Source organism: Pseudomonas sp. D3-10 (genome assembly GCF_051132175.1).
GTDB lineage: Bacteria > Pseudomonadota > Gammaproteobacteria > Pseudomonadales > Pseudomonadaceae > Aquipseudomonas.
Genome location: NZ_CP071668.1, coordinates 4670843 through 4694878, shown reverse-complemented (window position 1 = coordinate 4694878; position 24036 = coordinate 4670843). Strand labels below are relative to the sequence as shown.

The window sequence follows — 24036 nt, the reverse complement described above, 5'->3', positions numbered from 1 at the left end:
GGCTCAGGCAACCCGCTTTATTCGAGACATATTCAATGCATAACAAATTGATGTATTGCGCCGCTGGTCTGGCGCTGTTGTCCACTTCCCCGGCCTGGGCGGCGACCCTACCGGCACGCCCAATCCCTGACGCGGGGCGCATCCTGCAAGAACTGCCGATTCCTCAACAGGAACTGCCGCAAAGCATTCGCCTGGACGTCGAGGCGCCGCAACCGGCGCAGGAAAAAGTCGGCGGCGCCAAGGTCCAGCTTAATGCCGTGCGTTTCACCGACAATACCCGTATCGACGAGGCCAGCCTGCAACGCGTCGTCGCGCCGGCCATTGGCAAGTCCCTTGATCTGGACGAGCTGCGGGAAATCGCCCGGCAGGTCACGCTTTACTACCGTGAGCACGGTTACCCGTTTGCACGCGCCTACCTGCCGGCTCAGCGCATGGCCAACGGCGAGCTGACCATCGCGGTGATCGAAGGGCGTTATGGCAAAGTCACTGCCGTCAACGACGATGCAAAACTGGCCGCGCAGGCGCAGCCCTTCCTGGACGACTTGCAGCCGGGCGACGTGATCGAGCGTGACCGCCTGGAGCGCAGCATTCTGGTTCTGTCCGACCTGCCGGGCGTGGCGGTTCGTCCGGTCATCCGCCCGGGTGACGAGCTCGGTACGGGCGACCTCGATGCCCAGGTGAGCAAAACCAAGGCCTTCGAAGGCAAGGCCACGCTGGACAACCACGGCAACCGGTATTCGGGGCGCAATCGCCTGACGGTACAAGGTGACTGGAACAGCCCGATGATGCTGGGCGACCGGCTGAGCGCCGCCGTGATGGCCACCGATGAGGAGCTGTATTTCGGCAGCCTCGGCTACTCGATGCCATTGGGAACCTCTGGCCTGCGCGGCAACGTGGGCTACGCCAAGAGCTCCTATGACCTGGGCGCTGAATTCGCCGACCTGGGTGCGACCGGTACCGCCGAAGTCAGCAGCGTCGGCTTGAGTTATCCGCTCGTACGCAGCAATCAGGCGAACCTCATGTTGGCCGGGCAGTACCAGCACAAGGATCTAGAAGATAAGTACGAAGTACTGGGCCTGAGCTTTGAAAAAAGCAGCGACTCGCTGCCCATCAGCCTGCAGTTCGATGTGAGGGACACCTTGCTCGGCGGCGGCATCACCTACGGTGGCGCGACGCTGACCTACGGTGACCTGAAACTTGATTCCGCCCTGCGCGAGGGCGACCGTCAGACCGCCCAGACCGAAGGTCAATTCAGCAAGGTGAACGTCGACCTTGCCCGCCTGCAAGCGCTGCCCGCCAACTTCACGCTGTTCGCCCGGTTCCTTGGCCAATGGAGCCAGGACAACCTCGATTCGTCCGAAGATTTCAGCCTCGGCGGCATCGATGGGGTGCGGGCTTATCCACAAAGCGAAGCCTCGGGCGACGAAGGCATGCTGACCCAGATCGAGCTTCGCTACCCCATCGACAAGCTGACGCCTTACCTGTTCTGGGACGCCGGCAAAGTGCGCATCAACCACGACGAGTGGGCTGATGAGGAAAACACCCGCAGCATCTCCGGCGGCGGTGTGGGTTTGCGCGCTCAGTACGGCCCGCTCTCGTTCGACGCAACGGTCGCCTGGCGTCACTCCGGCGGTGAAGCGCAAAGCGACACGCGTCAGGAAAACCCACAACTGCTGGCCCAGATTGGTTACCAGTTCTAACCAAACGCCGCTCATTCAAGGTAGTCAACAAACCCGTGGCGAGGGAGCTTGCTCCCGCTGGGCTGCGCAGCAGGCCCTGCAGTTCGGCACAGTTAGTCGACCATATCTCGTTTGTGGCGAGGGGATTTATCCCCTCGCCACATGTCTATGCCCCCAACTACATCCCGCCCCGAACGGCATGACCGTTTATCGTCTGTTGAAAATTTGATAGCTTCAGTTCTCGCCCGCCCTGCCGTTATATCCATTTATTGCCGGCCCGATAGGTGATCTTCCGCCGGCAGTTTCGCGACAGAGAGCTGGCTAAACACAACAAGAGACCTGGCGAATGGACAACGGACGATACGCAAGGCAGGCAGCGACGGCGGAGGGCACGGCGGTGTCCGAGCCCGTGCCGCATATCCTGCTGATCGATGATATCCCCGAAGACATCCGCGCCACGCTCATCCTCTTGAAGGCCCAGCCCTGGCGCATTTCCCTGGCCAGCGACGCCTATCAGGGCTATCAACGGGCACTTGCGCTGCGCCCGGACCTGATCGTCCTGGATGTGCACATGCCACAAATGGACGGCTTCAGCCTGTGCAGGCTCTTGCGCGAGGCACCGGCCACCCGGCATATCCCGATTCTGTTCCTGTCTTCTGCAAATACCTCATTGGAACGATTGGAAGGGCTGACCGTGGGCGCCGTGGACTACATCCCCAAATCCTGCGCCCCCGAAGAAGTGCTGGCGCGCATCAAGATCCACCTGCAGCTGACTTGGCGCGCACCACCGACCGTCCAGGAAAGTCCGGCCGATCCGGAGCCGCAGGGTGATGAAATCGTGCTGCGCGCGGCCATGCGACTGATAGAAAACCAGTTGGACGACATGCCGTCCCTGGGCATGCTCGCGCAAAAAGTCGGCACCCATGAGAAACGCCTCTCCGCCATTTTTCGCGAGCATCTCGGGCTGACCGTGTTCGCCTATATTCGCGACGCGCGATTGCGGCGCGGCCAGGATCTACTGTGCGAAAGCGCGATGAGCGTGCAGGATGTCGCCGAACTGGTGGGCTTTCGCAGCGCCTGCAACTTCACCACGGCGTTCCGCCAGCGAATCGGCATGACGCCCAGCCAGTTTCGCCAGCAAACCCTGGGCATCGTTGAAACCGAGTCGGCCGGGCGCACCTGATGCGGCTTCTTCAGTTTCTATTGCTGACCATTACATTGTTATCCACAGGCCTGCTGCGTGCGGCACCTGTGGATATCTGCCGCGCCGACTCTCTGAACCTGATGTCCGTCGTGCGGATTCTCGAAGACACTCAGGCACGCCTGAGCCTGGAAGAAATTGCTCGGCTGCCAGACACGCAGTTCAAAGCCGCCACCCCAAGCTGGCCGACGCAGGGCTACAGCCGCTCCGCCTTCTGGTTGAAATTACGGCTGACCAATTCAAGCGATGCGGCGTGTTCGCGCTTGCTGGTGGTCGGGGCGCCGCGCCTGGAAGACATCCGCGTCTACCGGCCGGGGTACGAGGCACACGGCGGCGGCGCCTATCCCCTGGCCGAATGGCCTCAACCGGCGGCGCGTCAGCCGGCGTTCCCAGTGTCGTTGGCGGCGGGGCAGAGCACCACGGTGTTCGTCCGGGTGGCGAGCAACTTCCAGATGCTGCTGGAGCCGGAACTGTGGTCCGAACCGGCGCTGCTGCGCAGTCAGCAACAGACGTACCTGAGCGACGGGCTCTCCCTCGGCATTGTCCTGCTGGTCGTGCCGTTCGGCTTTATCGTCGGCTGGATCCTGCGCTCCCGGCTGCTGATGGTGAACGCGGGTGCGGTACTGAGCTACATCCTGCTGACCTGCATCCTCAACGGTTACCTGATCTACTGGCCGTCGGCGCTGGGCTGGATGCGCGAGCTGCTGACCTGCGCCAGCGCGCTCTCGTTCGTACTGTTCCTGGCGTACTTCCGTGTACTGTTGCAGGTGTCCCAGCTGCCCAGGATCATCGGCTGGAGCTATTGGGTGCCGCTGCTAGGTTGTGTCTTCGGCCGACTTTGGTGGTTGAAGATCGATGCGGTCCAGGGCGCGCAGATCGTTCAGGTCTTCCTGATGAGTTTCTACGGCGTGTTGTTCGCTACGTTATTCATGGCGTGGCGCAGGCGGCTGAGCTACAGCTGGATGGCATGGCTGGTGCCCGGGCTCTTGGTGGGGCAACTGCTGATGCGGATTTTCTTCCCCCAGGAACAATTGCCCTGGCAGTCGCCGGAAAGCAAGTACAGCCTGTCTTCCACCTTGGCAGGCGTGGTGTTGCTGGTGTGCACCTTGATCATGGAAGTGGCCCGCAGCCGCAACCGGGAAAAGCACGCGCTGTCGACCCTCGAACAGCAACGCCAGGCAGAGCACGAGCGCCTGGAAAGCACCGTGGCCCTGCGCACCTCGCAGCTGCGCGACTCCCTCGCGGCTCGCAGCGCATTGATGGCGCGGATCAGCCACGACCTGCGCTCGCCACTGGTGCGCATCATCGACTATGCGCGCCTGCTACACGGCGGGCCGAATCGCGACTACCCGGCGACGATCGAGCGCAACGCCCGTCAACAACTGGAGCTGATCGACGAGATGCTCGAGTTCTCCCAGGGAGAGCTGGAGCAGATGCAACTGACCCTCGCGCCGGGCTATCTGTACGGCTTTCTCCAGGAAATCGCCGACGAGGCGGGCTTTCTCGCCGCGCGCCAGGGCAACAGCTTCAACGCGGTAATGGCCCAGGACCTGCCGCCCCTGGTGGAGGCTGATTTCAAACGGCTTCGGCAGGTGCTGATGAACCTTCTGGCGAACGCGGCGAAATTCACCCGCAACGGCCAGATCCGTTTCGAAGTGGGCTGTTGTCCGGGAGCAACCGCTGACACCGTGGAGCTGCGCTTCAGCGTGATCGACACCGGCATCGGCATCGACCCGCAAGAATTCGAACAACTGCTGCAACCGTTCCGCCGTGGCCGCAACGCCCAACGCTACGAAGGCAGCGGGCTGGGGCTGTCCATCGTCACCCAATTGCTGGAACGCATGGGCAGCCGTCTCGAACCCCAGGCCACGGGGCAGGGCAGCCACTTCAGTTTTCGCCTGCAACTCAAATGCGCCCAAGAAGATGACCTGGAAAACGGCATCGTCGATAACAACATCACGCCGCTCGATGGCCAGGGCAAACACGTGTTGCTGGTGGACGACATCGAACAAAACAGCGAATGGCTCTATGACCTGCTGGCCGGTTACGGTTTCGATGTGAGCATGGTGGCGAGCGGCGAAGATGCCTTGGCGTGCCTGGCGGAACAGCCAGTCGACCTGCTGATCAGCGATCAGATGATGCCTGGGATGGACGGTTGGGAACTGCTGCGACACGTGCGTGCCCGTGAGCATGATCTGCCCGTGATGCTTTATTCAGCGGTCCCGCCACACAGGCCGCCGGGTTACCCCGAGGACCTGGCCTTCGACGCTGTGCTGCTCAAGCCCACCGACAGCCGCCAATTGCTGGCGCGGATCAAGACCCTGGTTTGCCCGGACACGGTGCATCGAGCAATGGCCCGGGAGTTCTAGCATGCCGGGTATGGGTTATCGGCTGCTCTTGCTCGGCAGCCTTACGGTATTGCCTTGGCTGTCGGCCAAGGCAGCGCAAGACACCTCCGGCGGCCTCGTCCTTGACCAGACCACCGTCACCGCTCGCCGCCGCGAAGAAGACCCGCAAGACGTGCCGATCCCGATCAGCGTCCTCTACGGCGATCAGCTGGACGAAGCCGGCCTGCATCGTCTGCAAGACATTCAACAACGGGTGCCGGGCCTGGTGGTGTCCGGCCACGATGCCCGTTATGCCGGTTTCGGCCTGCGCGGCTTTGGCGCGACCGCCTACAACGATGGTCTGGAAGGCAGCGTCGGCACCTACGTCGATGGCGTTTACCAGGCACGCCAGGGCATGGCCTTCACCGAGTTGATGGACATCGAACGCATCGAAGTGTTGCGCGGGCCGCAAGGCACCTTGTTCGGCAAGAACACCACCGCGGGCGCGCTGAACATCGTCACGCGCCAGCCGACTTTCCAGCCCGAAGCCAACCTCGAAGCCAGTTACGGCGAGCGCGGTCTGCGGGAATATCGCGGCACCGTCTCCGGGCCGTTGCAAGACGGCGTTCTCGCCGGGCGGCTCAATGTCTTCGACGGCTCCAGCGAGGGCGCCGTGGAAAACCTGCACGACGGCAGCCGCCTCGGCGACGCCGACAGCCAAGGCCTGCGCGGCCAACTGCTGTGGACGCCGAACAGCGACTTCAGCGCCCGCCTGATCGCCGACTACGCCGAGCAGAACGAAGCCGGCAACGTCCTGTTGGTCAATCACTACAGCGAGCAAACCCGCAAGCGCGCCAAATTCCTTGGCTATCCGCTGGCGGAGCCCGACCCTTACCAACGGGAGAACCGCATCGACGCGCCGGGTCGCCCGCGAACTCTGCAGAACGGCGTGTCACTGGAATTGAATTGGGACTTGGACGAGGCGATGCGCTTCACCAGCATCACCGCCTACCGCGACTGGGACTACCGCGCCGGCCGCGACGGTGACAGCACCGCGCTGGCGGTGGCCCAATCCGAAACCGAGTTGGGCCATCGGCAGTTCAGCCAGGAATGGCGGCTGTCCGGCACGGCCGGCTCGTCCGTCGATTATGTCGCCGGGCTCTATTACCTGCGCCAACAGCTCGACCGCCAGATCGACGCCGAATTCGGCCCGGACGCCGCGCCCTGGTTCGTTGGCGATCAACTGGAGGCACTGCAAAAAATCTTCGGCATCACGTTTACCGATCCGAGTCAGGTGCCTTCCGTGCTGCTCGATGGCGCTCGGCAGCGTTATGACGGCGAGCAGAAGGGCGACAGCCGGGCGGTGTTCGGTCAACTTTCCTGGCGTCCGATCGACCCGTTGGAACTCACCGGCGGCCTGCGCTACAGCCAGGAGCGCAAGGACGGCTGGATCTCCCGCGACGTCAGCAACCTTGCCCCGCTGAACGGCTTACCCCCGGTGTTCCAGGTGGGCGGGCAATTGCTGCGGGACATCGCCCTCGGCGGTACTTATTACCGTGAAGACTCCATAAAAGAAAACAACGTCTCCGGCCTGCTCAGCGCCAGCTATCGCTTCAGCGATGCCGTGATGGGCTACGTCAGTTGGTCGCGGGGCTACAAGGCCGGCGGCATCAATTTCGACGTGATCGGCCCGTTCACCGAGCCCACCTTCGAGCCGGAACGCGCCACGTCCCTGGAAGTGGGCATGAAGACGCAGTTCTGGGATCAGCGCGCATTGCTCAATCTTGCCGTCTACCAGACCGACGTCGATGACTACCAAGCGCTCACCTACAGCCCGCCGACATCGCTGTTCGCGCCGCCGCTGCGGGACAACCTGATCAACGTCGGCAAAGTCCGCTTGCGCGGCATCGAGCTCGATTCCGCGTGGCAACTCACCTCCCAACTCACCGGGCGCCTGGGCGTGGCCTGGAGCGACGCGCGCTACCGCAGCTTCCCCAACGCCCCGTGCCCACCGGCCTCGGGTCAATGGACCTGCGACCTCAGCGGCGAGCGCCTCTACAACGCGCCGGAATGGAACCTGAGCAGCGGCCTCGACCACACCCACCCGCTGCCCTATGGCCTGGAACTCTACAGCGGCGTCGACTACAGCTTCCGCACCGGTTACTACGGCACCCTCGAAGGCGGCGAAGGCAGCTATCAACCCAGCTACGGTCTCACCAACCTGCGCCTGGGCATGCGCAGCCAGGATCGCGCCTGGGAAGTCGAAGGCTGGGTGCGCAACGTGTTCGATCGCAACTACATAACCGCCGTCTACTCACTGCTCGGTGCCGGCGACTACGGCGTCATGACCGGCAGCGAACGCACCGTCGGCACCACCGTCAGGTTTCGTTATTGACCGAAAGGCAGCGGGTCGGACAAAACGCCAGGCGATTACCGCCGGCCTTTTTCGACAGGTACATGGCCTGATCCGCCTTGCTGATCAGCCCATCCACCTCAAGCCCATGCTCCGGAAAAAACGCCACCCCGATACTCGCGGCAATCTCCACCGTCTGCGCGCCAATCAGGATCGGCGCATTGGCCGCCGCCAGCATCCGCTTGAGCATCGGCTCGCAATCCTCCACTTCCTGCAGCCCCACCAACCCGGCCACAAACTCATCCCCCCCAAGGCGCGCCAACGTATCGCCCTCGCGCAACGTCGCATTGATCCGCGCCGCGACAATCTGCAGCACCCGATCCCCCCAGTCATGCCCATAACTGTCGTTCAGCGCCTTGAACCCATCCAGGTCGATAAACGCAATCGCCACCTTCTGCTGATGAACCCGCGCCTTGCCCAACGCCTGCCGCATCCGCTCGGCCAACAACAACCGATTGGGCAACTGCGTGAGCGCGTCATACCGCGCATCTCGTTCCAGCAGCTGCAAGCGCTGCTTCATCTGCGTCATGTCGCTGAACAGCGCCACGTAGTGCTGAACATTGCCGTGACGGTCATGCACCGCACTGATGCTGATCCTCGACGTCATCTCCCGGCCATCTTTATGGTTGGTCTGAATCTCACCGGACCAATGCCCGTGGAAATCCAGCGCGTTCTTCATCGGCGCGTAAAACGCGGTGAGGCGACGGACCATGCGATGGGAGTTCAGCTCATGGCCCTGAATCTCTTCCTGACCGTAACCGGTAAGCCGCGTAAAGGCCTCGTTCACGGCGATGACGCGGCCGAAGGGATCAACGAGGATGATGCCTTCGCGGGCATGGCAGAACACGGTGGTGGCCAGCTCTGGGCACAGGGTGTTGAGGTGACGGTCCAGGGCGGCTTCGTCGCGGGTGGCGGGCCATGTATTGGAATCGAAGCCTTGCAGGGCCAAGTAGCGAACCAAGGAGGAAAGCGATTTGTGCAGGCGGGTCAGGGCATTCGTGGCGAGCCTGGAGTTCAGGCAATAGCCGCGAATGAAGGTGTGTAGGTTCATGGGAGGGACGCGGTGCTCGGTTGTAGCGCTTGGGGTGGGTGAAGCGGGGGATTATCGAGGTGGGGGGGCGGAGGGGTGTTTGCTGGAGGGGATGGGGGCTTTGCGGGAGGGGATGGATGGGGAAGATTTTGGGTGTAGCCTTGGCAACGAATCACAAGGCCGACCCGCAAAGCGTGTGGAATGAACAGAATCGGAGACGTCGCCCCATGACCTGCGAAGCCAGAATCAACAGCGTGAAGCCTGTCCCGGGCCAACGTGCATTGCGGGTGAAGTTTGCCAACGGCAAGCGCTATGACGTTGACCTGCAGGCACACATCCGACAGTTCCCGATGCTGAACGAGTGATTGGGGCTGCTGCGCAGCCCAGCGGGAGCAAGCTCCCTCGCCACGGGATAATTGGTGGTCCAATGAGCCCAGGCACAACGCTCCCATTGTGGGAGCGAGCCTGCTCGCGAATAGCGGTGTGTCAGTCAGCGAGTATTCAAGCGGACCCACCCTCACAGGACGAAAACCCGCCCCGCGTGACTTAAATGTCTGAAAGGGAACAGATCTATTTATCACTACGCTGCTCAGTTGGGTAAATACCGAACCCCGTGGCGAGGGAGCTTGCTCCCGCTGGGCTGCGCAGCAGCCCCTCTCCATCCATCGGCCAACCGCTCACGCCAGCCAAATGAAGCCCTGTCAGTAAAGCCCGACAGACACCGCCACGAAGCCTCGCCAGCCCACGTCGCCTTGCGCCTTTGCCTACAACTACGCCAGAATCCGCCGGCTTGTGCGCCTTGGGTTACGTCGGTAGTTTGGGTTCGGTCACTGCTCATCAGTGATCGGGTTTAGCAGCTCGCCGAGTTAAGTCGCACGACGCGTCATCAGTCAGGAATCCCCATCCCTGCACTTGATGGTGGCTGTGCGCAGGGCGCCCTCGGGCGCGCCGATTTCTTAACTCGTCGGTCTGCTAACCTGCGTATAGCTGCCTCCCAATTCGTTTAGCAGCGAACGGGTCGTGGCCTCAATAGAGAGTTAAGACCATGGTCAAAATTACACCGAATCCACCAACTACCGACGAACACGTCTCCCGTGCTCAATCTGCCCGCAACAAGAAAATCGACGACGCTGCCACGCGGGCGTTGGATTACTACCTGAAGCCCAAGCCTAAGAGCGAAACGTCGGACAAGACCGACTCCATTTTTCGGATTGATCCGAATGTGGATTCTGAGTGTTTGCTGGCGAATTTGAGCGAGAACCTCGCTTCGGCGAACGCGATGATCAGTGATCTTGCGTTCGATCTGGATGGCTCGCGAAGGCGGGTTGCGTTGGGGATTTTGCAGGTGATCGAGGTGAGTGAGCTGTTGGCGAATCGGGCGTTGGATATTGTTGAAGTAAGATAGCCGAGGCGTTTGCCTCAGCATGAGAGAGGTTTTGGCGACGAGACCTCTTTTTTGTAAATGAGTGACTACCCCAAACGAACCCAGACTTGGCGGCAGGCAAGCTGATAGATGATCTGAAGCAATAACGGCTCAGACGAACCGGAGTGCTGCACGCCTCCACTTGGACAAGGAGTTATGGATGACTGCTGTCTCGACACTCAAGCAGTACTCACTAAAAAGCTGGGCCGCGATCGTGGCTGTTGTTGGCTTACTGGCCGGATTCCCCAGCATTTCAACCTGGTTGGCCGAAATGAGGGCTGACTACTACAAAAGCCATTTCATCGGCCGTTGGACCGAAGAGTTCAGCTATCCCAATGCCGACGGCGTTCAGTTCGAATTCAAGGGCATGATCGAATACTTCGCCAACAACCACTACAACGTCAGCGGCGTGGTCGCGCTGGTTGGAACAGAACCTTCGAAACCTTACAGGCTTGAATACAGCGCCAATGGCGCCGGGACCTGGAGCGCAGATAGCGAAAATCTGTCGTTCACGCTGCAGCAGATGAAGACGTTGCCCAAGAAATACACGGTTGACGGCGAAGATATTTCGCCTTTGACGGTGGCGCAATTTATCGGCCCTAGCATGCCCAACCTCAGTGATATCTTTCCCGAAGGGGGATCGGGACAGGCGCGCATCAGGGAGATTGAGAAGAACAAGATTGTCTTGGAGCAATGGACTTGCAGGGCAGACCCTTCGTCGTGACGACGCACCGTCAGGTAGTTGAGCAGGCCGGGCCGTAGATTTACCGTTTGCGAAATGCGCACCGGCCAAGAGAAAATCCCGCCTTCCTAGACTCGATAAGGATGCGAGCATTGAAGTTTGAGAACGGTCAGTTTTCTGGCAACCATGGAATTGTCTTCAGCGTATCGCGCTTCACCCTGTCAGCCGATGAGCGGGGTAGTCTTAGAACACTGCACTTTGGTGAAGCGAAAGCCGCCCACTATGAAGTGAGCAACCGGGTAGTGGAGCTCTACGACAAAATGCTCGCCAAGGATTTACCCTGCCAAATGATGGTCGGGATCTCAAAACCATTGACCCGGCAACAGGGTGATTTACTCAACGCCCAACGAACGAGTATCGCTAATCTCACCAGTGGCGTTTTCGCCACGGCGGCCGGCAAGTTGATGCCCGCCGCAGCCTTCCCGGTAGGATGGGCAGCCCGCGAGTTCACCTTGAACAAATTGCCCACCTATCACGCCGGTGACGTCATCGTCAGCCTGGACGCGCAAGTTAGCGGTGGCATAGGCCCACAACGCTCCGGATCCTCCATGATCATCAAGGCTCAGGGAGGCTAGGACGATGAGCGAATATGGCCTGTACGCCTTGGCATACGCAGTGTTCTTGCTGCTGTTCTTCTATATGAAAACCTACCGCCTCAGGAAATGGCTGGGCATTACACTGCTTGTGCTGGGATTCGCGAGCATCTTTGCGCTGCCGTCTTTCATCTCGGGTTTCGACGTGGGTATCGCCTCAACCAGCGCTGTAGCCATTGGTGCGGCATTGTTTTTTAGCCGCGCTCGGTATGTGGCATGAACCAAAGAAACGGCCAGTTGGGGGTCCTGCACCAAGCACGGCGAGGGACTTGCCGTAGCGGGTGGCGTAGCGATCAAAGCCTCAAGCTCAAGAGCCCACATCGCCTTGCGCCTTTGCCTACAACTACGCCAGAATCCGCCGGCTTGTGCGCCTGGGGTTGCGTCGGTAGTTTGGACCTGTCACTGCTCATCAGTGATCGGGTTTAGTCGCCCGTCGTTGCTAAGTCGCTCAAGCGTCCATCAGTCAGGTATCCCCATCCCTGCACTCGATGGTGGCTGTGCGCAGGGCGCCTCCGGGCGCGCCGATTTCTTAGCTCGTCGGTCGACTAACCTGCGCATAGCTGCCTCCCAATCGTTTAGTCGCGAACGGGTCGTAGCCTCAACCAAAAGAGAGCTAGGACCATGGTCAAAATTACACCGAACCCCCCAGTTACCGATGAACACGTCTCCCGTGCTCAGTCTGCTCGCAACAAGAAAATCGACGACGCTGCCACGCGGGCGTTGGATTACTACCTGAAGCCCAAGCCTAAGAGCGAAACATCTGACAAGACCGACTCCATTTTACGGATTGATCCAGGTGTGGATTCCGAGTGTCTACTGGCGAATCTCAGTGAGAACCTGGCTTCGGCGAATGCCATGATCAGTGATTTGGCGTTTGACCTGGATGGGTCGCGACGGCGGGTTGCGATGGGGATTTTGCAGGTGATTGAGGTAAGTGAGCTGTTGGCGAATCGGGCGTTGGATATTGTTGAGGTGAGGTAGCCGAAGCGTTCGCCTCGGCAGGAAAGGTCTTGCGCAGCTGACCTTTCCTGCCGCCTGACGGGAGCATCAAAGCACACTTAAGACCTGCAGCGTGTGTGGAAGGACCAGAGTCGTTTTGATCTGGGCGATGATGTAACGAGGAATCACTGAGGCGCGCTTTGCATTAAATGAGTGGACTGAAAGGCCCGTGGCGTACTGCCTGTTATTTTTCGAAAGGCCGCTACATAGGCTGCTGCACTCGCAAACTGCAAAGTATGTGCAACCGATTTGACGGACCGATTCGATGCCAGCAGATCCAGCGAGGCAACGATGCGCGCCCGTTGGTGCCATGTGCGATAGTTCAAGCCCACCTCCGCGCTAAATCGCCGCGTAAAGGTGCGTTCGGACATGGCCGCACGATACGCAATTTCAGATATCGACCAATGCCACTGATTGCCTGAAATCAGCTCCATCAATGCCGCGCGCAGCCGCTCGTCAGTCGGCATCGGCAAGTGTGTCGGTAGGCAGGCCGCTTCACCCAATGCATGCAGTAATAACTGCACCATCAATTCGCGCATCTCACCCTGGCGCGGCTGTTCGAACAAGCCCAGTACCAGTTCCCTGATAAGGCTGGATGCCACGACCGCGTGCACTTCGTTGCAACGCGCGAAGCCGGCGACTTCGGTGAGCAATGTCGGGTGGAAATACACCGTTCGCATCTCAACATCCGACAGGATTTGAATGGCATGGGGTTGATGCGGCGGTATCCACAACGCCCGTTGCGGTGGAACCGTCCAGCGACTTTGCTGTGTTTCAACCAACATCGTGCCGCGCAACGCAAACACCAATTGCCCGGTCTGGTGCTCGTGCGAAGGCAACACAGCGCCGCGCTCATGCCGCTTCGCTAACAGGCGAAACTCGGCGGGCTCGGGATGGCGCGTCAGCGATATTTTTTGGCTGATGGAGTCTGACATGCCAAACATACTATAGGACTCTGACCACTCGAATCGAGGCCATCATGCACCGTGACTCTGCTCTTGTTCACCTGGGCCGCACCAGCGCCGCAGCGGTTCATGCGGTGAACCCACCCTTGGTACGCGCTTCAACAGTAGTGTTTGAAAACCTGGAGGAATATCGGCATTCGTACCAGGGCAGGGTTTTCGAATCGTCACGTTATGGGCGCTCGGGCACGGTCACCACGTTTGAGTTACAAGAGGCCATGGCACGTCTTGAAAATGCCGAAACCTGCATCGCCACCTCCAGCGGTTTGAGCGCTATCGCCGCAGTGTTAGGCGCACATGCGGGACCGGGAAAACATATCCTGGTCTACAACGGCGTGTATGGTCCGACCCGAGTATTTTGCGAGCAATCGCTGACAGCACTTGGCACGAAGATCAGCTTCTTCAACGACAGCGCCGAAGTCGGCCAACTGATCGACGACAAGACGAGCCTAGTCTTCATCGAAGTGCCTTCATCGTTGACGATGCAGATGCTGGACATCACGCAAGTGTGCGCGGCGGCCCATGAACGGGGCATACCGGTTGCCTGCGACTCAACGTGGGGCTCACCGATGTACTTCAACGCCCATGCGCTGGGGATCGATATCTCGATTCATGCGGCTACCAAGTTCATCAACGGCCACTCAGACGTCATTCTCGGCCTGGTGACCGGCGCTTACTCAACGTTGGACACGACGCGCAAATGGTGTGACCGCCACGGCTCGCATGCCTCCCCGGATGCGTGCTGGCTCACCCTGCGCGGATTGAGAACACTCGCCGTGCGCATGCCCCGGCATCAAGCCAGTGCAATCGAAGTGGCTGAATGGTTAAGTGCACATTCGAAGGTCAAACGCGTGATGTTTCCAGTATTGGCCTCCGATCCCGGGCACGCCCTCTGGAAAAGACAGTTTTCCGGTGGCGCCGGGCCCTTTACCTTCGAACTGCAACCTTGCAATGAAGCCGCATTTGAACGCTTCATCAATGCGTTGAAATTGTTTGGCCTAGGCACCAGTTGGGGCGGGTATGAAAGTCTGGTCATGCCCGCCATTCCACACGAACTGCGCTCGATCAAGACGCTACCTGACGAGGGGCGGCTGGTTCGCCTGCACATTGGGCTCGAACATGCGCCTGATCTGTGTGCGGATTTGGCTCAGGCGTTTGATCGGATTGAGGGATGAGCCGGAAAAACGCTTCTTTTGAAAGGTCTGACAGTCCTGGCTCACAGCGCCCGTAAGCCCCACAAGCGAGCGCGCTCACAATCGCAGCGGAGATCCAGAAGAGCATTGCCGGGTTGCTCGCCATCCGCCGGATGCGTTACCACGCGGAGCGTGGGAACGAGCGCTGGGGTTTATAGAATATCTTTCACATAAGCGTTAAGCGCGATGAGCGGACCGTGAAGGTCGTCTATCTTTTGCGCTGAGCTGAAATCCGTAGCCAAACGATGCAGCTCTCGGCCCAGCACTGTATCCACCCCACCAATCGCCCCCAACGCCAAATCCAGGCATCGACTGATTTCGCCCTGAATCCCGGCCACATCGCCCCGCCGCACCAACAACTCGAAAATCTCCCGGTCGCAACTGCCCATCAACGGATCATCCCGCAGGATCGGGCTGTGGCCTTCTGTCTCATAAGCCAGTTTGAGGGAGTAGAGAGCGACCGTTTCCAGCAGCAATTCCATGGGGTGAAATCCTTTGTGACTGGGTGAGGAGGGTGGGGTGGAGTTGGGTTGAGGGTTCATGGCTTGGCGAGTGCTAGTCGGAGTATCGGTGTGGGGAGTGACTATTTTGTGAGCGCTTTGCGCTCAGGCGGGAGCAAGCTCCCTCGCCACGGGGTTTTCCCTACTTCCTGTCTTCCTTATTGCAGGTTCTTTCTCGCCACTGGGCTGGTATTTGGGGCTGCTTTGCAGCCCAGCGGGGATGAATCCCCTCGCCACAAAAGCGGGCTGGTGGCGTCGATCATGGGCCTAACCACTTTCTTGCAGACGAAAAAAAAGACCTTGAATTTCAAGGTCTTTATTTAATATGGTGCCCGAGGGAGACTCGAGTGTTCCATATGGGCTGAGGCTTGCAGAGCTATTTTAAGCATTGGGATACAAGTAGGGATACATAATTCTGATCGCTAGCTGATTAGCTTAGGTTTAGTCGCGTGTTCAGTAGGGCTCAGGGTGAATCAGAATTGGTTCTCCGTAATGTACGTTTTCCCTTCCCATAGCTTCAGTGGTATGCGATCCACAGTAGTCGCAGCAGAGTTGGTGTTCGACCTGCCGTGTCCGGGGATCTGTAAATGGAATCAGATAAATATTGCCCGCCGTATGCCCACAATCACAGTTATTACTTTGAAGAGCAGGGGCCAGACGCTCCCAAGATTTGGGGAAATATTGACGAATCAAAAGATAAAAATCAGGGCTTCCTACGAGTATCGATTCGATTTCGCGGTCAGTGAAAACCTTGAGCCCGGCATCAGTATTCGCTTGAACGCGTTCAAAGGACTGTAGCAATCCCGAGGTGAGCGGTCGGTTGTAGATGAACATAAATCCATTGCATTGGAATTCTCTGAGTCGGTGATCCTTAGCCTCATCATCACTACTGCCAATGGTCCCACTGCTACGGTGTTTACAGCTCACCAGCCAGCGATAGTTACCACCAAAGCGCACATTCTCGGATGCGATGAAGTCCCTACCGCCGTCTGGTCCTACCGCACATCGCGCCTCTATATACAGCCCCAGAATCTCGACGAAGGCCATAGCAAAGCGCTCCCAGTCCTGATGGTAATTCACTTCTTTGAAGTCGATGAGCATCTTCTTTCCTTTGTCTAGGCGCGGGGTTTATAGAGATGATCCCACATGGCAGACCTGCTGGGGACCCTGGGATGAATGGGTTGATGCGGGGTCGGAAACCCGCGAGATCGTGGTAGCGGCAGTTCCCCGAGCTTACTGAAATTTCGACGTCGAAATTGAAAGGATTTTGAAGAGAAAAGGGCATCGTTACCGCAACGGTAAAGGTGAGCCATTGTGTTGTTGATAGCGAACGGTTGAACCTGGTCAACCTTGGAGATGGTGTCAACCACGTCAACCTGTCAGCCGACGTAGAAAACTCAGTCGCTAACAAGATGCTGCGGGTTCTTTGCCCCGTACCCATTCGGAATGCCCAGGGTCCCCGGCAAGCTACCAAGCGATAGGGCAAATGCACAGGTGAACCACCAGTTCACCAGGTTCACCTGTTCACTAAGCTGTGCACTTTTTCGCTAACACGATCACGCGGGTTTCCGACCCCGTGTCTTAAAGACACCTCAGGGTCCCCGGCAAAATTTGGAACTGCTCCTGACGTTCGCTGGTGGCATTGATGCTTCCGGGGAGCGGGGGAATACGCATCCTTGTGAAAAGCAGTGTTACGAACGTTACTGGTGTAACGGTTGTCTATAACTGACTGTATTTATTGAATTTATTGGCGTAACACTGTGTTTGAATATTAGCTTTTTAGGCGTGTTACTAAGCCAGCTGGTGTAACGCTTCAGAGGTCTGAAGTAAACCCATAAGACAGGAAAGAAGCTCTTGTCGAACTCTCGCCTGGCCATCAGCAATGATTGGCAATTAGGCACGAGCCCTTTGCTACGCGTCAGCAAGCTATCAGCGATTAGCCCGCTGGTGTGACAGGCCGCTACCGGCCAGAAGCGGTCAGAAATCGGCGCGGGTAAAAGCATCCATCTGACGTGCCCGAGCCAACCTGTTGTCGACAGACGATACCGCATGGCACGTGGCTATCCTCTCGGGTAGGATTAGGATCCGAACGTCGATCAAAGGGAAATTGGTATGAGTTTTTCATTGGCTGAAAATCCTGAGTTAATTTTGGGTGGGGCGTTGCTGCTTTGCCTAGTGGTTGTCGTCAGCTTTAAATTCGTGCGAAATCGGAATGTGAAGGTAAACGCAGATAACGGTTCTGCTGCCATTAATGGAGAGAACTCGGGAAATATCACGATCAATCATAATAAAGAGAAGTAGTAGTGAATATAAGGGAGCTCATCAATCGCTACATAGGGAAGCCAGTTGATACCAACGTAACGGCGCAAAATTTGAGCGTAGCTATCAATGGGCCGAATAGTGCGCCTATCACTATAAATGATGTTGATGCGATTGCTGAGGCCCTTTCTAAATCCAGTGCGGTTCAATACGCCGCTTTAGCTCAAGGGGTGGCTGGAGAGCTGCAAACTGAGTTCGATCGTCAGATCGATCATTATAAAGATCAAATGAACTCAGGCGCGGTGAAGGCTGCTCTGGCATCCTTTGAAAAGCTCTTAGCAGATCAAAAAGAAAACCTTACTGATCTTTTGATATTTCGAGTGAAAGCAAATATTGCACTTTGTCATCATCAATTGGGCAATACGTCTAGAACACCTAATCTTCTTCTCGAAGCATGCACTTACGCACCAGAAGATAAGCGGGCAGTCGCATTCAAAACTTTGGCATACATCCTTGATGGGTATAATGATAAAGCTCTGGAGTATGGTGGCAAAAAAATTCTTGATCAGCCGGATAATGAGATCTTGGCTGGCTTTATTTTACAAGCTGCCCGTATCAAATATAATAATGATGATGCTTATGCAGATCCATTTGACCAGTTCAGTGAGCGAGTAAAACTGAATCAGTCTGTGCGGATTGCGCATATTCACCTTCTCGCCTCACAAGGAGTTGAGGGATGGAAAGACTTAGCTAAAAAGTTTTTGGAAGAATTCCCTGATGACGCCCAGGTCAAAAATTTGATAGCGATGGATATCCTTCATCACTATGTTGATAATCGTCAAACTGCTAACGGCTTTACATTCACTGAGGAGGAAGTGGGTGAGCTTAAGTTGGCTGCGGACTACATAGCTGCTGACTGGCACACTTTTAAGGCAAGCGATAGAGTTGCGCACGATAGTGATCTTCAGAATATTCAGAGTCTTTTAATTCTCTACAAACTTTCAAACAATATTGAGGCGCTCACGAGAGAATGCTCTTATGTGCTGACTGAGTTGTCAGATGATCAGCAAATAATTGAGATGGTCGCGCGTAGCTTAATTGACCTACAGGAAGCGGAGTTGTTCGAGCGGGCAGTGGAGAAGGTTGCAAATACTGCCAACGAAAAAAAACTTACACTTTTGAATAAAATAGCAAGGAAAGACTGGGTCGGACTTAGTGGGATTCAGGATTATGCTATTGATAGGTTTGACAAGCCCTTTGCCGATCATGCCAGAGTCGTAATTTACATAGCACGGGCTTTTGTCGGTAAGGCTCGTGGCAAAGATCAATTGAAAGAGCTTCTTACGAACTGCGAGCTTGATAGCCGTGGTCGGCTACTGCTATTTGAATTCGCTGCTGCAAGTGAAATTGTTTCTATTGCTAAGATGGCTCACTCCTATGGATATAGTCGCGTTACGGAATGCAGTGAAGTTATTGAGTTTTTTCACTACATGAAGCTCGTCCGCCATATGATGCTATGGCAAGAGATTGTCTCCCGATTGGAATCTCACCCGGCTGCCATTGAAAACTACGAACTGAAGCACATGCTCGCTCTAGGATTTCTCAATGAACATCCAATCAGAGCAGAGGCTGTCGATTTTTTCGAAAAGCACATAATCCCGAAACCCCAAGGCTTCGAGCTTCTAGCCGGATGTTTATATTTTAAGCGCAATGATTTTAAACGGTCAGTGCCTTTAATAGAGAAATACATTGATAACGGCGGACAGGATTTATTTGGTTTCATCGTATTATGTGACATTGCCAAGTTAAGCCATGATACTTCGGCATTGAAACAGCTCTTTGATACCTATGATCTCACGACATTAAATGGCACCCCTGAACAGCAAATGCATGTAGCCAAATTGCGCGCATCAATAGGTCAAAGTGCAGAAGCGCTTGCGGAAGCATATCAGATATGGATAGATAATCCTGATTCGGCTCCCGTTGCATTAGGCTTCTTTGGCATCTTCATTATGGTTGAAAAAGACAGAATCTTGGATGCTGTAACGGTTGTTGGTAATGGATGCTATTTCCGACTCGTCACTTCAGAAGGACAAGCAATTGAAAGAGCGGTCGAGCCAAACTCTGAAGATCTCCTTGAGCTGTTCCCAGACAAAGTAGATTTCTATACTCGACAAGTATGGGGTAAAGGTGTCGGGTACGAATTTACCCAAGAAAAATTGCAAGGCAATATTATTTGGAAAGTTGAAGAAGTAAAGCACCCTTACCTTTACGCTTTCCATGAAATATGCAAGACCTATGAGACCAGATTCCCAACTGCGGGTGGGTTGTGGTCGCTAAGTGGAGGGGATAACAACATAAACACACTGCTAGCTATAATGCAGCGGCGAGCTGATTGGGATGACACGTTATTTGGAGAAATTATTGATAAAAACATGCCTCTGGAAATTGCTTCAGGCCTCAGCAAGAAAGGGATATTTGATGTTTACGATCTGGTTCGATCAAGGGCAGGAGCGGTTAACACTTGTTTAGGTACGGAAGAAGAGCGGCTGAGCGCAATGCTTTTAGTTGAAAGCTACCAAGGTAAGCCAGTAATCTTCGACACCTATACTGCTAGGGTCGCTGCTGAGCTTGGACTTCTAGACTCATTGAGTTCTTTCTTTAGTAGTATCATTGTTCCACATAGTGCGTTGCAGACTTTGCAGTTGCTATCGGTTGATAAAGCAGGATTATTTAGTGAGGTTTCCGCTGAGAATGCTCAAGTAATAGAGGCAATAAGTAGGATCCAAGGTCGATGTGAGATTGTTGAGTATAATTTTCCTAGAGAGTCGGACGAGCTGACAAATCAGCTGGTCGAAATGAATGCTGCTAGTATAGCGCCATACTTCATTGCAAAAGATCGACAGGCACTCTTTATTACAGAGGATTCATATTCTAGGGGTTTTGCTTCGAATGTTTATCAGCTTGAAGACAGTGCTTGGCTTCAAGCAGTGCTAAACGTGATGTTGCAACATCGAGCTATAACAATTGGATTATATTCTAACGCAATGCTTGGTTTGGCGGAGCGCAAACACAGATTTGTGTCCGTTGGAGTTTATCTTCTGGAATATATTTATAAGAACGACTCCACCCAAGATCTTTCGCAAATGTCCGCTTTGTGTGAGTTCATAGGAGGACCTCAGGCGGAACTAGAAAGTCATTTTAAATTAATACTTCAATTCATTTTGGTGCGCTGGGTGCTAGACTATAATCCTAACTATGACCTAGTCCTTGAGAGAATGCTTCAAAATAACCATGGCGATGCTTTTCCATCCATTAAAGCGATGAAGGCTACCTCAATGCTGCTAGACAAACTAATCGCGATCCCAGGTGGTAAGCTAAAGCTGAGAGAGCTTATGGATTTCCCCGTGCTCAGATTGAGACGTTTCATTGTAGGCTGGTGGAATGGACATTTTTACAAATAATAGTTTCCGATCGTGATAGTTGTGAAAACGGTAAGTTACGTGATTCAGATTTCTGCGCCACCTGTGGGGCTCACTTCTTCACGGGTTACGTAATCTAAGCTCTTTCTAAGCTAGCTCCACTCCGTGAGAGTTGTCGCCAAGCCATCGATACGCCTTAGAGAAAAAGGCCATTCACAAATGGCCGAAAGCTGTCGTTCCTGAATGTTCGCTAGCGGCCAAAAACAGACGCCCAGATGTGTCCGAGGAACCCGGACAATTCTTGATATGTTTACTATGGTGTCGGGGTGTCACTTCGTATTATCAACTCAAAGCTAAACTCGGTCGAACAACAGTCACATTTGAATTTATAACCGTCTTCGATTTTGCTGAAAGGCACAGCGATCTGCTTTGTACATACGTGACAAGACAGCGCTTTGTAATCTAAGCTGAACTCGCTGCGTCCGTCTTCATTAATTATCGCGTACTCACAGCCGCAGTTGTCATTTTGGCAAGCTATTGAATCGTTGGTTTCTACATAATGATCTGTATAAATAATATTTTTTCCGCATGCCTTGCAGCAAAATGTTTTGTAATCAATCTTGTAGATAATTAAATTTCCAGCTGTCAACCTTGCAAGATTGTCGAGGAGTTCGATTATTTTAGTTTTGCTGATAGTATAACTACTTACTTTTTCAGGCATTGGCAGATGCAAATAACTCCCCAGTGTGTTGTATGTTTTGTTTAGCTCGCTGTATTTTATATTGTTATAATGTATATCCATGCTTTCACCAGACGGGTCTGTTAACAATAGATGCATATCCATGTCGGCATATTTGTCGAATTTTCCATGTAATCGAACGGCCTTGCTTGGCTGCCATGTATTGAAAACACTTTTTGGCAATTCATCAATTTCACGCATTAATCTCTCGTACACATGAGATTCGATTAGAAAGCGTAACTCTAAGCACGCATATCGCAACGACTGAGTGTCACCCTTCTCGACTAGTGCCTTCGCATTATCAAAATGATATGTCTTGTTGTACTTTTGCAAGCTCTCCATTGGAATTCCTCTGTAGTTTATTTTCTGGAGCTTTTTCTGATCAAGCTAATATCTTTGATTCCGCTATAAGGCTTTTCATGCTGCCTGCCAAGGCACCCATTTCCTACTGATCTTAAGTATTCAGCCTAGCGCAAATTAATCCCGACCTTGCGTAAATTGCTTCTCGTGAGTTTTTACTAGTTATTTGAACGAATCTAGATTCCGAAAAACGTATGTCCGCTTCTGGCCGTTTTCAGCCGGTCGCCACAGGCAGAAATCGGCCAAAAGCGGACAATCATAAAAGGCAGCTTTCGAGCATCTCAGCGTTGGCATTGCCATCTCTGCGCGCGAAGCCGCTGCGGTAAACTGGCGAGCGGCTTAGTCGACGAGTATCAGGCGAGCCGAGGTGAAGAATTAATTTTCCCAGCGTCCTAACTGCTACTCGTCTAGACCATCAGGCTCACCGAACAAGTATTTTCCTGTATACCAAATCGAGCGCCCAACATTGTGAATTAGCTGCTCTCCTTGCCGTAAGGGCGAGTTATATTCATTGACGCCCGCGAGCTTGATAGCATCTGTAACCTTCGAACCAGTAGGGTGCGCATCTCCCACTCGCATGTCATAAGCACCGGCAATTTCAGCAAACACCCGCTGGGCACCGTCGGTTCCAATACCCTGAGCCAGGATACTTTGTAGCAATTTATTCGAGCCAAGCTTATCTTTGTCCGCGTGTGTAGAAAGCTTGCGTAATTCGCGCACGTTGAGTCTGTCGGAGAATACTCGAATAATATCTTTGGCCAATCTGAGTAGGGTTGGTCTATCCCTGCTCGCAAATCTAGATATTTGTTGTCCGGCCTCAGTGTCATCAATGTCATGGGTGAATAAGGATATATTGTATTTCTCTCGAAACCCATCTTCTAGAAGCCTCATGCTTCCAAAGAATAGTTCTTCAACCGCATGTGTAGATGCTGGTTTTGCCTTCACCTGCGATTCTAGCAACTCGCTTGAGACTTTGCCTTCTGGAGCAGTATTATGTGCTGCCCAAACGTGTTGTTCCCACGAGGCCAAGCGAGCGACGTCATAGGCGTAGACAGTAATTAGGTCAGCGCTATTGATCCCAAAGTGAGTTTTATACCCTGACGCGGACTGAATAGCCCCAGTTTCGCCAGTGTACCAGGTCAACTTAAAGCCGCGGTTATTCAGAAGCTCAGTGACAACGCTGGCCCGAAACCATAGCCAACGACCGATGTCCTCGTTCCTAAGCTCCCGTGATGGCATTCGAGTTCCATCAGTTTCCACGATGAATTGAGGGAGGTTCTGATCAGTATCTCCACGAACGCGCTGGCTTTTTGATTGGTGGTCGACCCACTCCTCCCGCCAAAACTCACCCTCGACTCGAACGCCTGCATAGCCTCCACGTTGCCCATCGGAGCTTTCATGGCCTGTGTTCGTATCATTTTCAGGCCCCATCACCGGAGCGTCTTCATCCTCATCGACATCCGTCCGCCAAGCACGAAACATCGCCCAGCTTCCCCCGAACACGTCATTGAGATCCCTAACGATTAGCTCGAACCTACCCTTATCTCTTTCCTCGCTTCGGGTTTGCAAATTTGAATAATTGCTATTCTGCAAAGCGGCGATGTTTTCTACTCTCTGTCGATAATACGATAGGCGAAGTGACAAATTTCTAGCTGCCAAGTAATCAATTAGGAACTCTCTTTTTATTTCAATAAGACGATGTTCGCCGTTCGCGTCGAAGGTTTCGCGAGCTACTATTACAAAGTTTTCTTCAGGCCTAACCCAGTTGTCACCTTCTTTGATGAGACGCAGCGCAACGATGAGATCTGGACTCAACATCCATTTGTTGCCACCTATGACGGGTTGCGGCAGCACGTAAACTAGGTTAAAGCCTATTGGCTCTTTATCGTTATATTGATATTGATCGATTGAAGCATAATATCCATCTTCGTACGCATACGGCGCGACCGTGTGACCTATTCCTATGTCGTTCCAGCCAAGACGCTCTTCCACAAGGACTCGATGTTCTGGCGGGAATGCAACGGAGCCACAACCGAAATACTCACTGACATGACCTATCTCTTTCAAATCTCCTTTCTTGTCTTCTACAGACGCTCTCAAAGGAACCCATGTCGCGTTGCAAAATACTCTGCGAGTTTCCTTGGTTTGGAGAATCCACTCTTCATTCATGATTGAACTTCCGTTATTCATGATA

At 54.8% G+C, this 24036-nt stretch carries 19 protein-coding genes; 13 read left to right on the top strand and 6 right to left on the bottom strand.

Going from position 1 to position 24036, the window contains the following annotated elements:
• Nucleotides 1-35 precede the first annotated feature (35 nt).
• The 4 genes from J3P90_RS21195 to J3P90_RS21180 all read left to right on the top strand — a co-directional run bounded on the left by J3P90_RS21195 (nt 36) and on the right by J3P90_RS21180 (nt 7602).
• Nucleotides 36-1700: a ShlB/FhaC/HecB family hemolysin secretion/activation protein gene (locus tag J3P90_RS21195; protein ID WP_420764123.1), complete on the top strand. Its 1665-nt coding sequence runs from the start codon at nt 36-38 to the stop codon at nt 1698-1700.
• Between the two features lie 325 nt (nt 1701-2025).
• A complete protein-coding gene (locus tag J3P90_RS21190) occupies nt 2026-2862 on the top strand; it encodes a response regulator transcription factor (RefSeq protein ID WP_420764124.1) in 837 nt (278 codons plus the stop codon).
• Nucleotides 2862-5249 (top strand): 7TM-DISM domain-containing protein, encoded by a 2388-nt coding sequence (locus tag J3P90_RS21185; RefSeq protein ID WP_434675347.1) that lies wholly within the window; start codon nt 2862-2864, stop codon nt 5247-5249. The genes J3P90_RS21190 and J3P90_RS21185 overlap by 1 nt, the downstream gene beginning before the upstream one ends.
• Before the next feature lies 1 nt (nt 5250).
• Entirely contained in the window at nt 5251-7602 is a 2352-nt protein-coding gene (locus tag J3P90_RS21180) for a TonB-dependent receptor (protein WP_434675346.1), read from the top strand.
• On the opposite strand, the gene J3P90_RS21175 is transcribed toward J3P90_RS21180, so the two are convergent.
• A complete protein-coding gene (locus tag J3P90_RS21175; RefSeq protein WP_434675345.1) occupies nt 7586-8671 on the bottom strand; it encodes a diguanylate cyclase domain-containing protein in 1086 nt (361 codons plus the stop codon). The two genes, J3P90_RS21180 and J3P90_RS21175, sit on opposite strands and share 17 nt — an antisense overlap.
• 116 nt (nt 8672-8787) lie before the next feature.
• Between J3P90_RS21175 and J3P90_RS21170 the strand changes: the two genes are divergently transcribed.
• The 6 genes from J3P90_RS21170 to J3P90_RS21145 all read left to right on the top strand — a co-directional run bounded on the left by J3P90_RS21170 (nt 8788) and on the right by J3P90_RS21145 (nt 12389).
• Entirely contained in the window at nt 8788-9015 is a 228-nt protein-coding gene (locus J3P90_RS21170; protein ID WP_434675344.1) for a hypothetical protein, read from the top strand.
• A gap of 680 nt (nt 9016-9695) precedes the next feature.
• Entirely contained in the window at nt 9696-10055 is a 360-nt protein-coding gene (locus J3P90_RS21165) for a DUF6124 family protein (protein WP_434675343.1), read from the top strand.
• A 178-nt stretch (nt 10056-10233) separates the two neighbouring features.
• Nucleotides 10234-10797, top strand: coding sequence for a hypothetical protein (locus J3P90_RS21160; RefSeq protein ID WP_434675342.1), 564 nt, complete (start codon nt 10234-10236; stop codon nt 10795-10797).
• 110 nt (nt 10798-10907) lie between these two features.
• Nucleotides 10908-11390, top strand: a complete 483-nt coding sequence (locus J3P90_RS21155; RefSeq protein ID WP_334598290.1) for a hypothetical protein — start codon at nt 10908-10910, stop codon at nt 11388-11390.
• A 4-nt stretch (nt 11391-11394) separates the two neighbouring features.
• Nucleotides 11395-11628 (top strand): hypothetical protein, encoded by a 234-nt coding sequence (locus J3P90_RS21150; RefSeq protein ID WP_434675341.1) that lies wholly within the window; start codon nt 11395-11397, stop codon nt 11626-11628.
• 401 nt (nt 11629-12029) lie between these two features.
• The gene (locus J3P90_RS21145; protein ID WP_434675340.1) at nt 12030-12389 is read left to right on the top strand and encodes a DUF6124 family protein; all 360 of its coding nucleotides are present in this window, start codon (nt 12030-12032) and stop codon (nt 12387-12389) included.
• 143 nt (nt 12390-12532) lie between these two features.
• Here J3P90_RS21145 and J3P90_RS21140 read toward each other — a convergent pair whose 3' ends face one another.
• Nucleotides 12533-13342 (bottom strand): helix-turn-helix domain-containing protein, encoded by an 810-nt coding sequence (locus J3P90_RS21140; protein WP_434675339.1) that lies wholly within the window; start codon nt 13340-13342, stop codon nt 12533-12535.
• A gap of 44 nt (nt 13343-13386) precedes the next feature.
• On the opposite strand from J3P90_RS21140, the gene J3P90_RS21135 reads away from it, so the two are divergent.
• Nucleotides 13387-14544 carry a trans-sulfuration enzyme family protein gene (locus J3P90_RS21135; protein WP_434675338.1) on the top strand — a complete coding sequence of 386 codons (1158 nt, stop codon included), beginning with the start codon at nt 13387-13389 and terminating at the stop codon, nt 14542-14544.
• A gap of 170 nt (nt 14545-14714) precedes the next feature.
• Here J3P90_RS21135 and J3P90_RS21130 read toward each other — a convergent pair whose 3' ends face one another.
• Complete coding sequence (locus J3P90_RS21130) at nt 14715-15044, bottom strand: hypothetical protein (protein WP_434675337.1); 330 nt, start codon at nt 15042-15044, stop codon at nt 14715-14717.
• A gap of 471 nt (nt 15045-15515) precedes the next feature.
• Nucleotides 15516-16163, bottom strand: a complete 648-nt coding sequence (locus J3P90_RS21125; RefSeq protein WP_434675336.1) for a hypothetical protein — start codon at nt 16161-16163, stop codon at nt 15516-15518.
• A gap of 1011 nt (nt 16164-17174) precedes the next feature.
• Here J3P90_RS21125 and J3P90_RS21120 point away from each other — a divergent pair.
• Nucleotides 17175-17363, top strand: coding sequence for a hypothetical protein (locus J3P90_RS21120; protein ID WP_434675335.1), 189 nt, complete (start codon nt 17175-17177; stop codon nt 17361-17363).
• A gap of 2 nt (nt 17364-17365) precedes the next feature.
• Nucleotides 17366-20785 carry a hypothetical protein gene (locus tag J3P90_RS21115; RefSeq protein ID WP_434675334.1) on the top strand — a complete coding sequence of 1140 codons (3420 nt, stop codon included), beginning with the start codon at nt 17366-17368 and terminating at the stop codon, nt 20783-20785.
• Nucleotides 20786-21056: 271 nt separating this feature from the next.
• Here J3P90_RS21115 and J3P90_RS21110 read toward each other — a convergent pair whose 3' ends face one another.
• Both J3P90_RS21110 and J3P90_RS21105 read right to left on the bottom strand, forming a co-directional pair.
• Nucleotides 21057-21683: a hypothetical protein gene (locus J3P90_RS21110; protein ID WP_434675333.1), complete on the bottom strand. Its 627-nt coding sequence runs from the start codon at nt 21681-21683 to the stop codon at nt 21057-21059.
• Between the two features lie 558 nt (nt 21684-22241).
• Nucleotides 22242-24011 carry a hypothetical protein gene (locus J3P90_RS21105; protein WP_434675332.1) on the bottom strand — a complete coding sequence of 590 codons (1770 nt, stop codon included), beginning with the start codon at nt 24009-24011 and terminating at the stop codon, nt 22242-22244.
• Between the last annotated feature and the right edge of the window lie 25 nt (nt 24012-24036).

Coding starts and splice junctions, on each gene's coding strand:
- J3P90_RS21120 (WP_434675335.1), top strand. CDS start 17,175: ATGAGTTTTTCATTGGCTGAAAATCCTGAGTTAATTTTGGGTGGGGCG.
- J3P90_RS21165 (WP_434675343.1), top strand. CDS start 9,696: ATGGTCAAAATTACACCGAATCCACCAACTACCGACGAACACGTCTCC.
- J3P90_RS21105 (WP_434675332.1), bottom strand. CDS start 24,011: ATGAATGAAGAGTGGATTCTCCAAACCAAGGAAACTCGCAGAGTATTT.
- J3P90_RS21130 (WP_434675337.1), bottom strand. CDS start 15,044: ATGGAATTGCTGCTGGAAACGGTCGCTCTCTACTCCCTCAAACTGGCT.
- J3P90_RS21140 (WP_434675339.1), bottom strand. CDS start 13,342: ATGTCAGACTCCATCAGCCAAAAAATATCGCTGACGCGCCATCCCGAG.
- J3P90_RS21195 (WP_420764123.1), top strand. CDS start 36: ATGCATAACAAATTGATGTATTGCGCCGCTGGTCTGGCGCTGTTGTCC.
- J3P90_RS21160 (WP_434675342.1), top strand. CDS start 10,234: ATGACTGCTGTCTCGACACTCAAGCAGTACTCACTAAAAAGCTGGGCC.
- J3P90_RS21190 (WP_420764124.1), top strand. CDS start 2,026: ATGGACAACGGACGATACGCAAGGCAGGCAGCGACGGCGGAGGGCACG.
- J3P90_RS21170 (WP_434675344.1), top strand. CDS start 8,788: ATGGGGAAGATTTTGGGTGTAGCCTTGGCAACGAATCACAAGGCCGAC.
- J3P90_RS21135 (WP_434675338.1), top strand. CDS start 13,387: ATGCACCGTGACTCTGCTCTTGTTCACCTGGGCCGCACCAGCGCCGCA.
- J3P90_RS21180 (WP_434675346.1), top strand. CDS start 5,251: ATGCCGGGTATGGGTTATCGGCTGCTCTTGCTCGGCAGCCTTACGGTA.
- J3P90_RS21110 (WP_434675333.1), bottom strand. CDS start 21,683: ATGCGTGAAATTGATGAATTGCCAAAAAGTGTTTTCAATACATGGCAG.
- J3P90_RS21125 (WP_434675336.1), bottom strand. CDS start 16,163: ATGCTCATCGACTTCAAAGAAGTGAATTACCATCAGGACTGGGAGCGC.
- J3P90_RS21150 (WP_434675341.1), top strand. CDS start 11,395: ATGAGCGAATATGGCCTGTACGCCTTGGCATACGCAGTGTTCTTGCTG.
- J3P90_RS21185 (WP_434675347.1), top strand. CDS start 2,862: ATGCGGCTTCTTCAGTTTCTATTGCTGACCATTACATTGTTATCCACA.
- J3P90_RS21145 (WP_434675340.1), top strand. CDS start 12,030: ATGGTCAAAATTACACCGAACCCCCCAGTTACCGATGAACACGTCTCC.
- J3P90_RS21175 (WP_434675345.1), bottom strand. CDS start 8,671: ATGAACCTACACACCTTCATTCGCGGCTATTGCCTGAACTCCAGGCTC.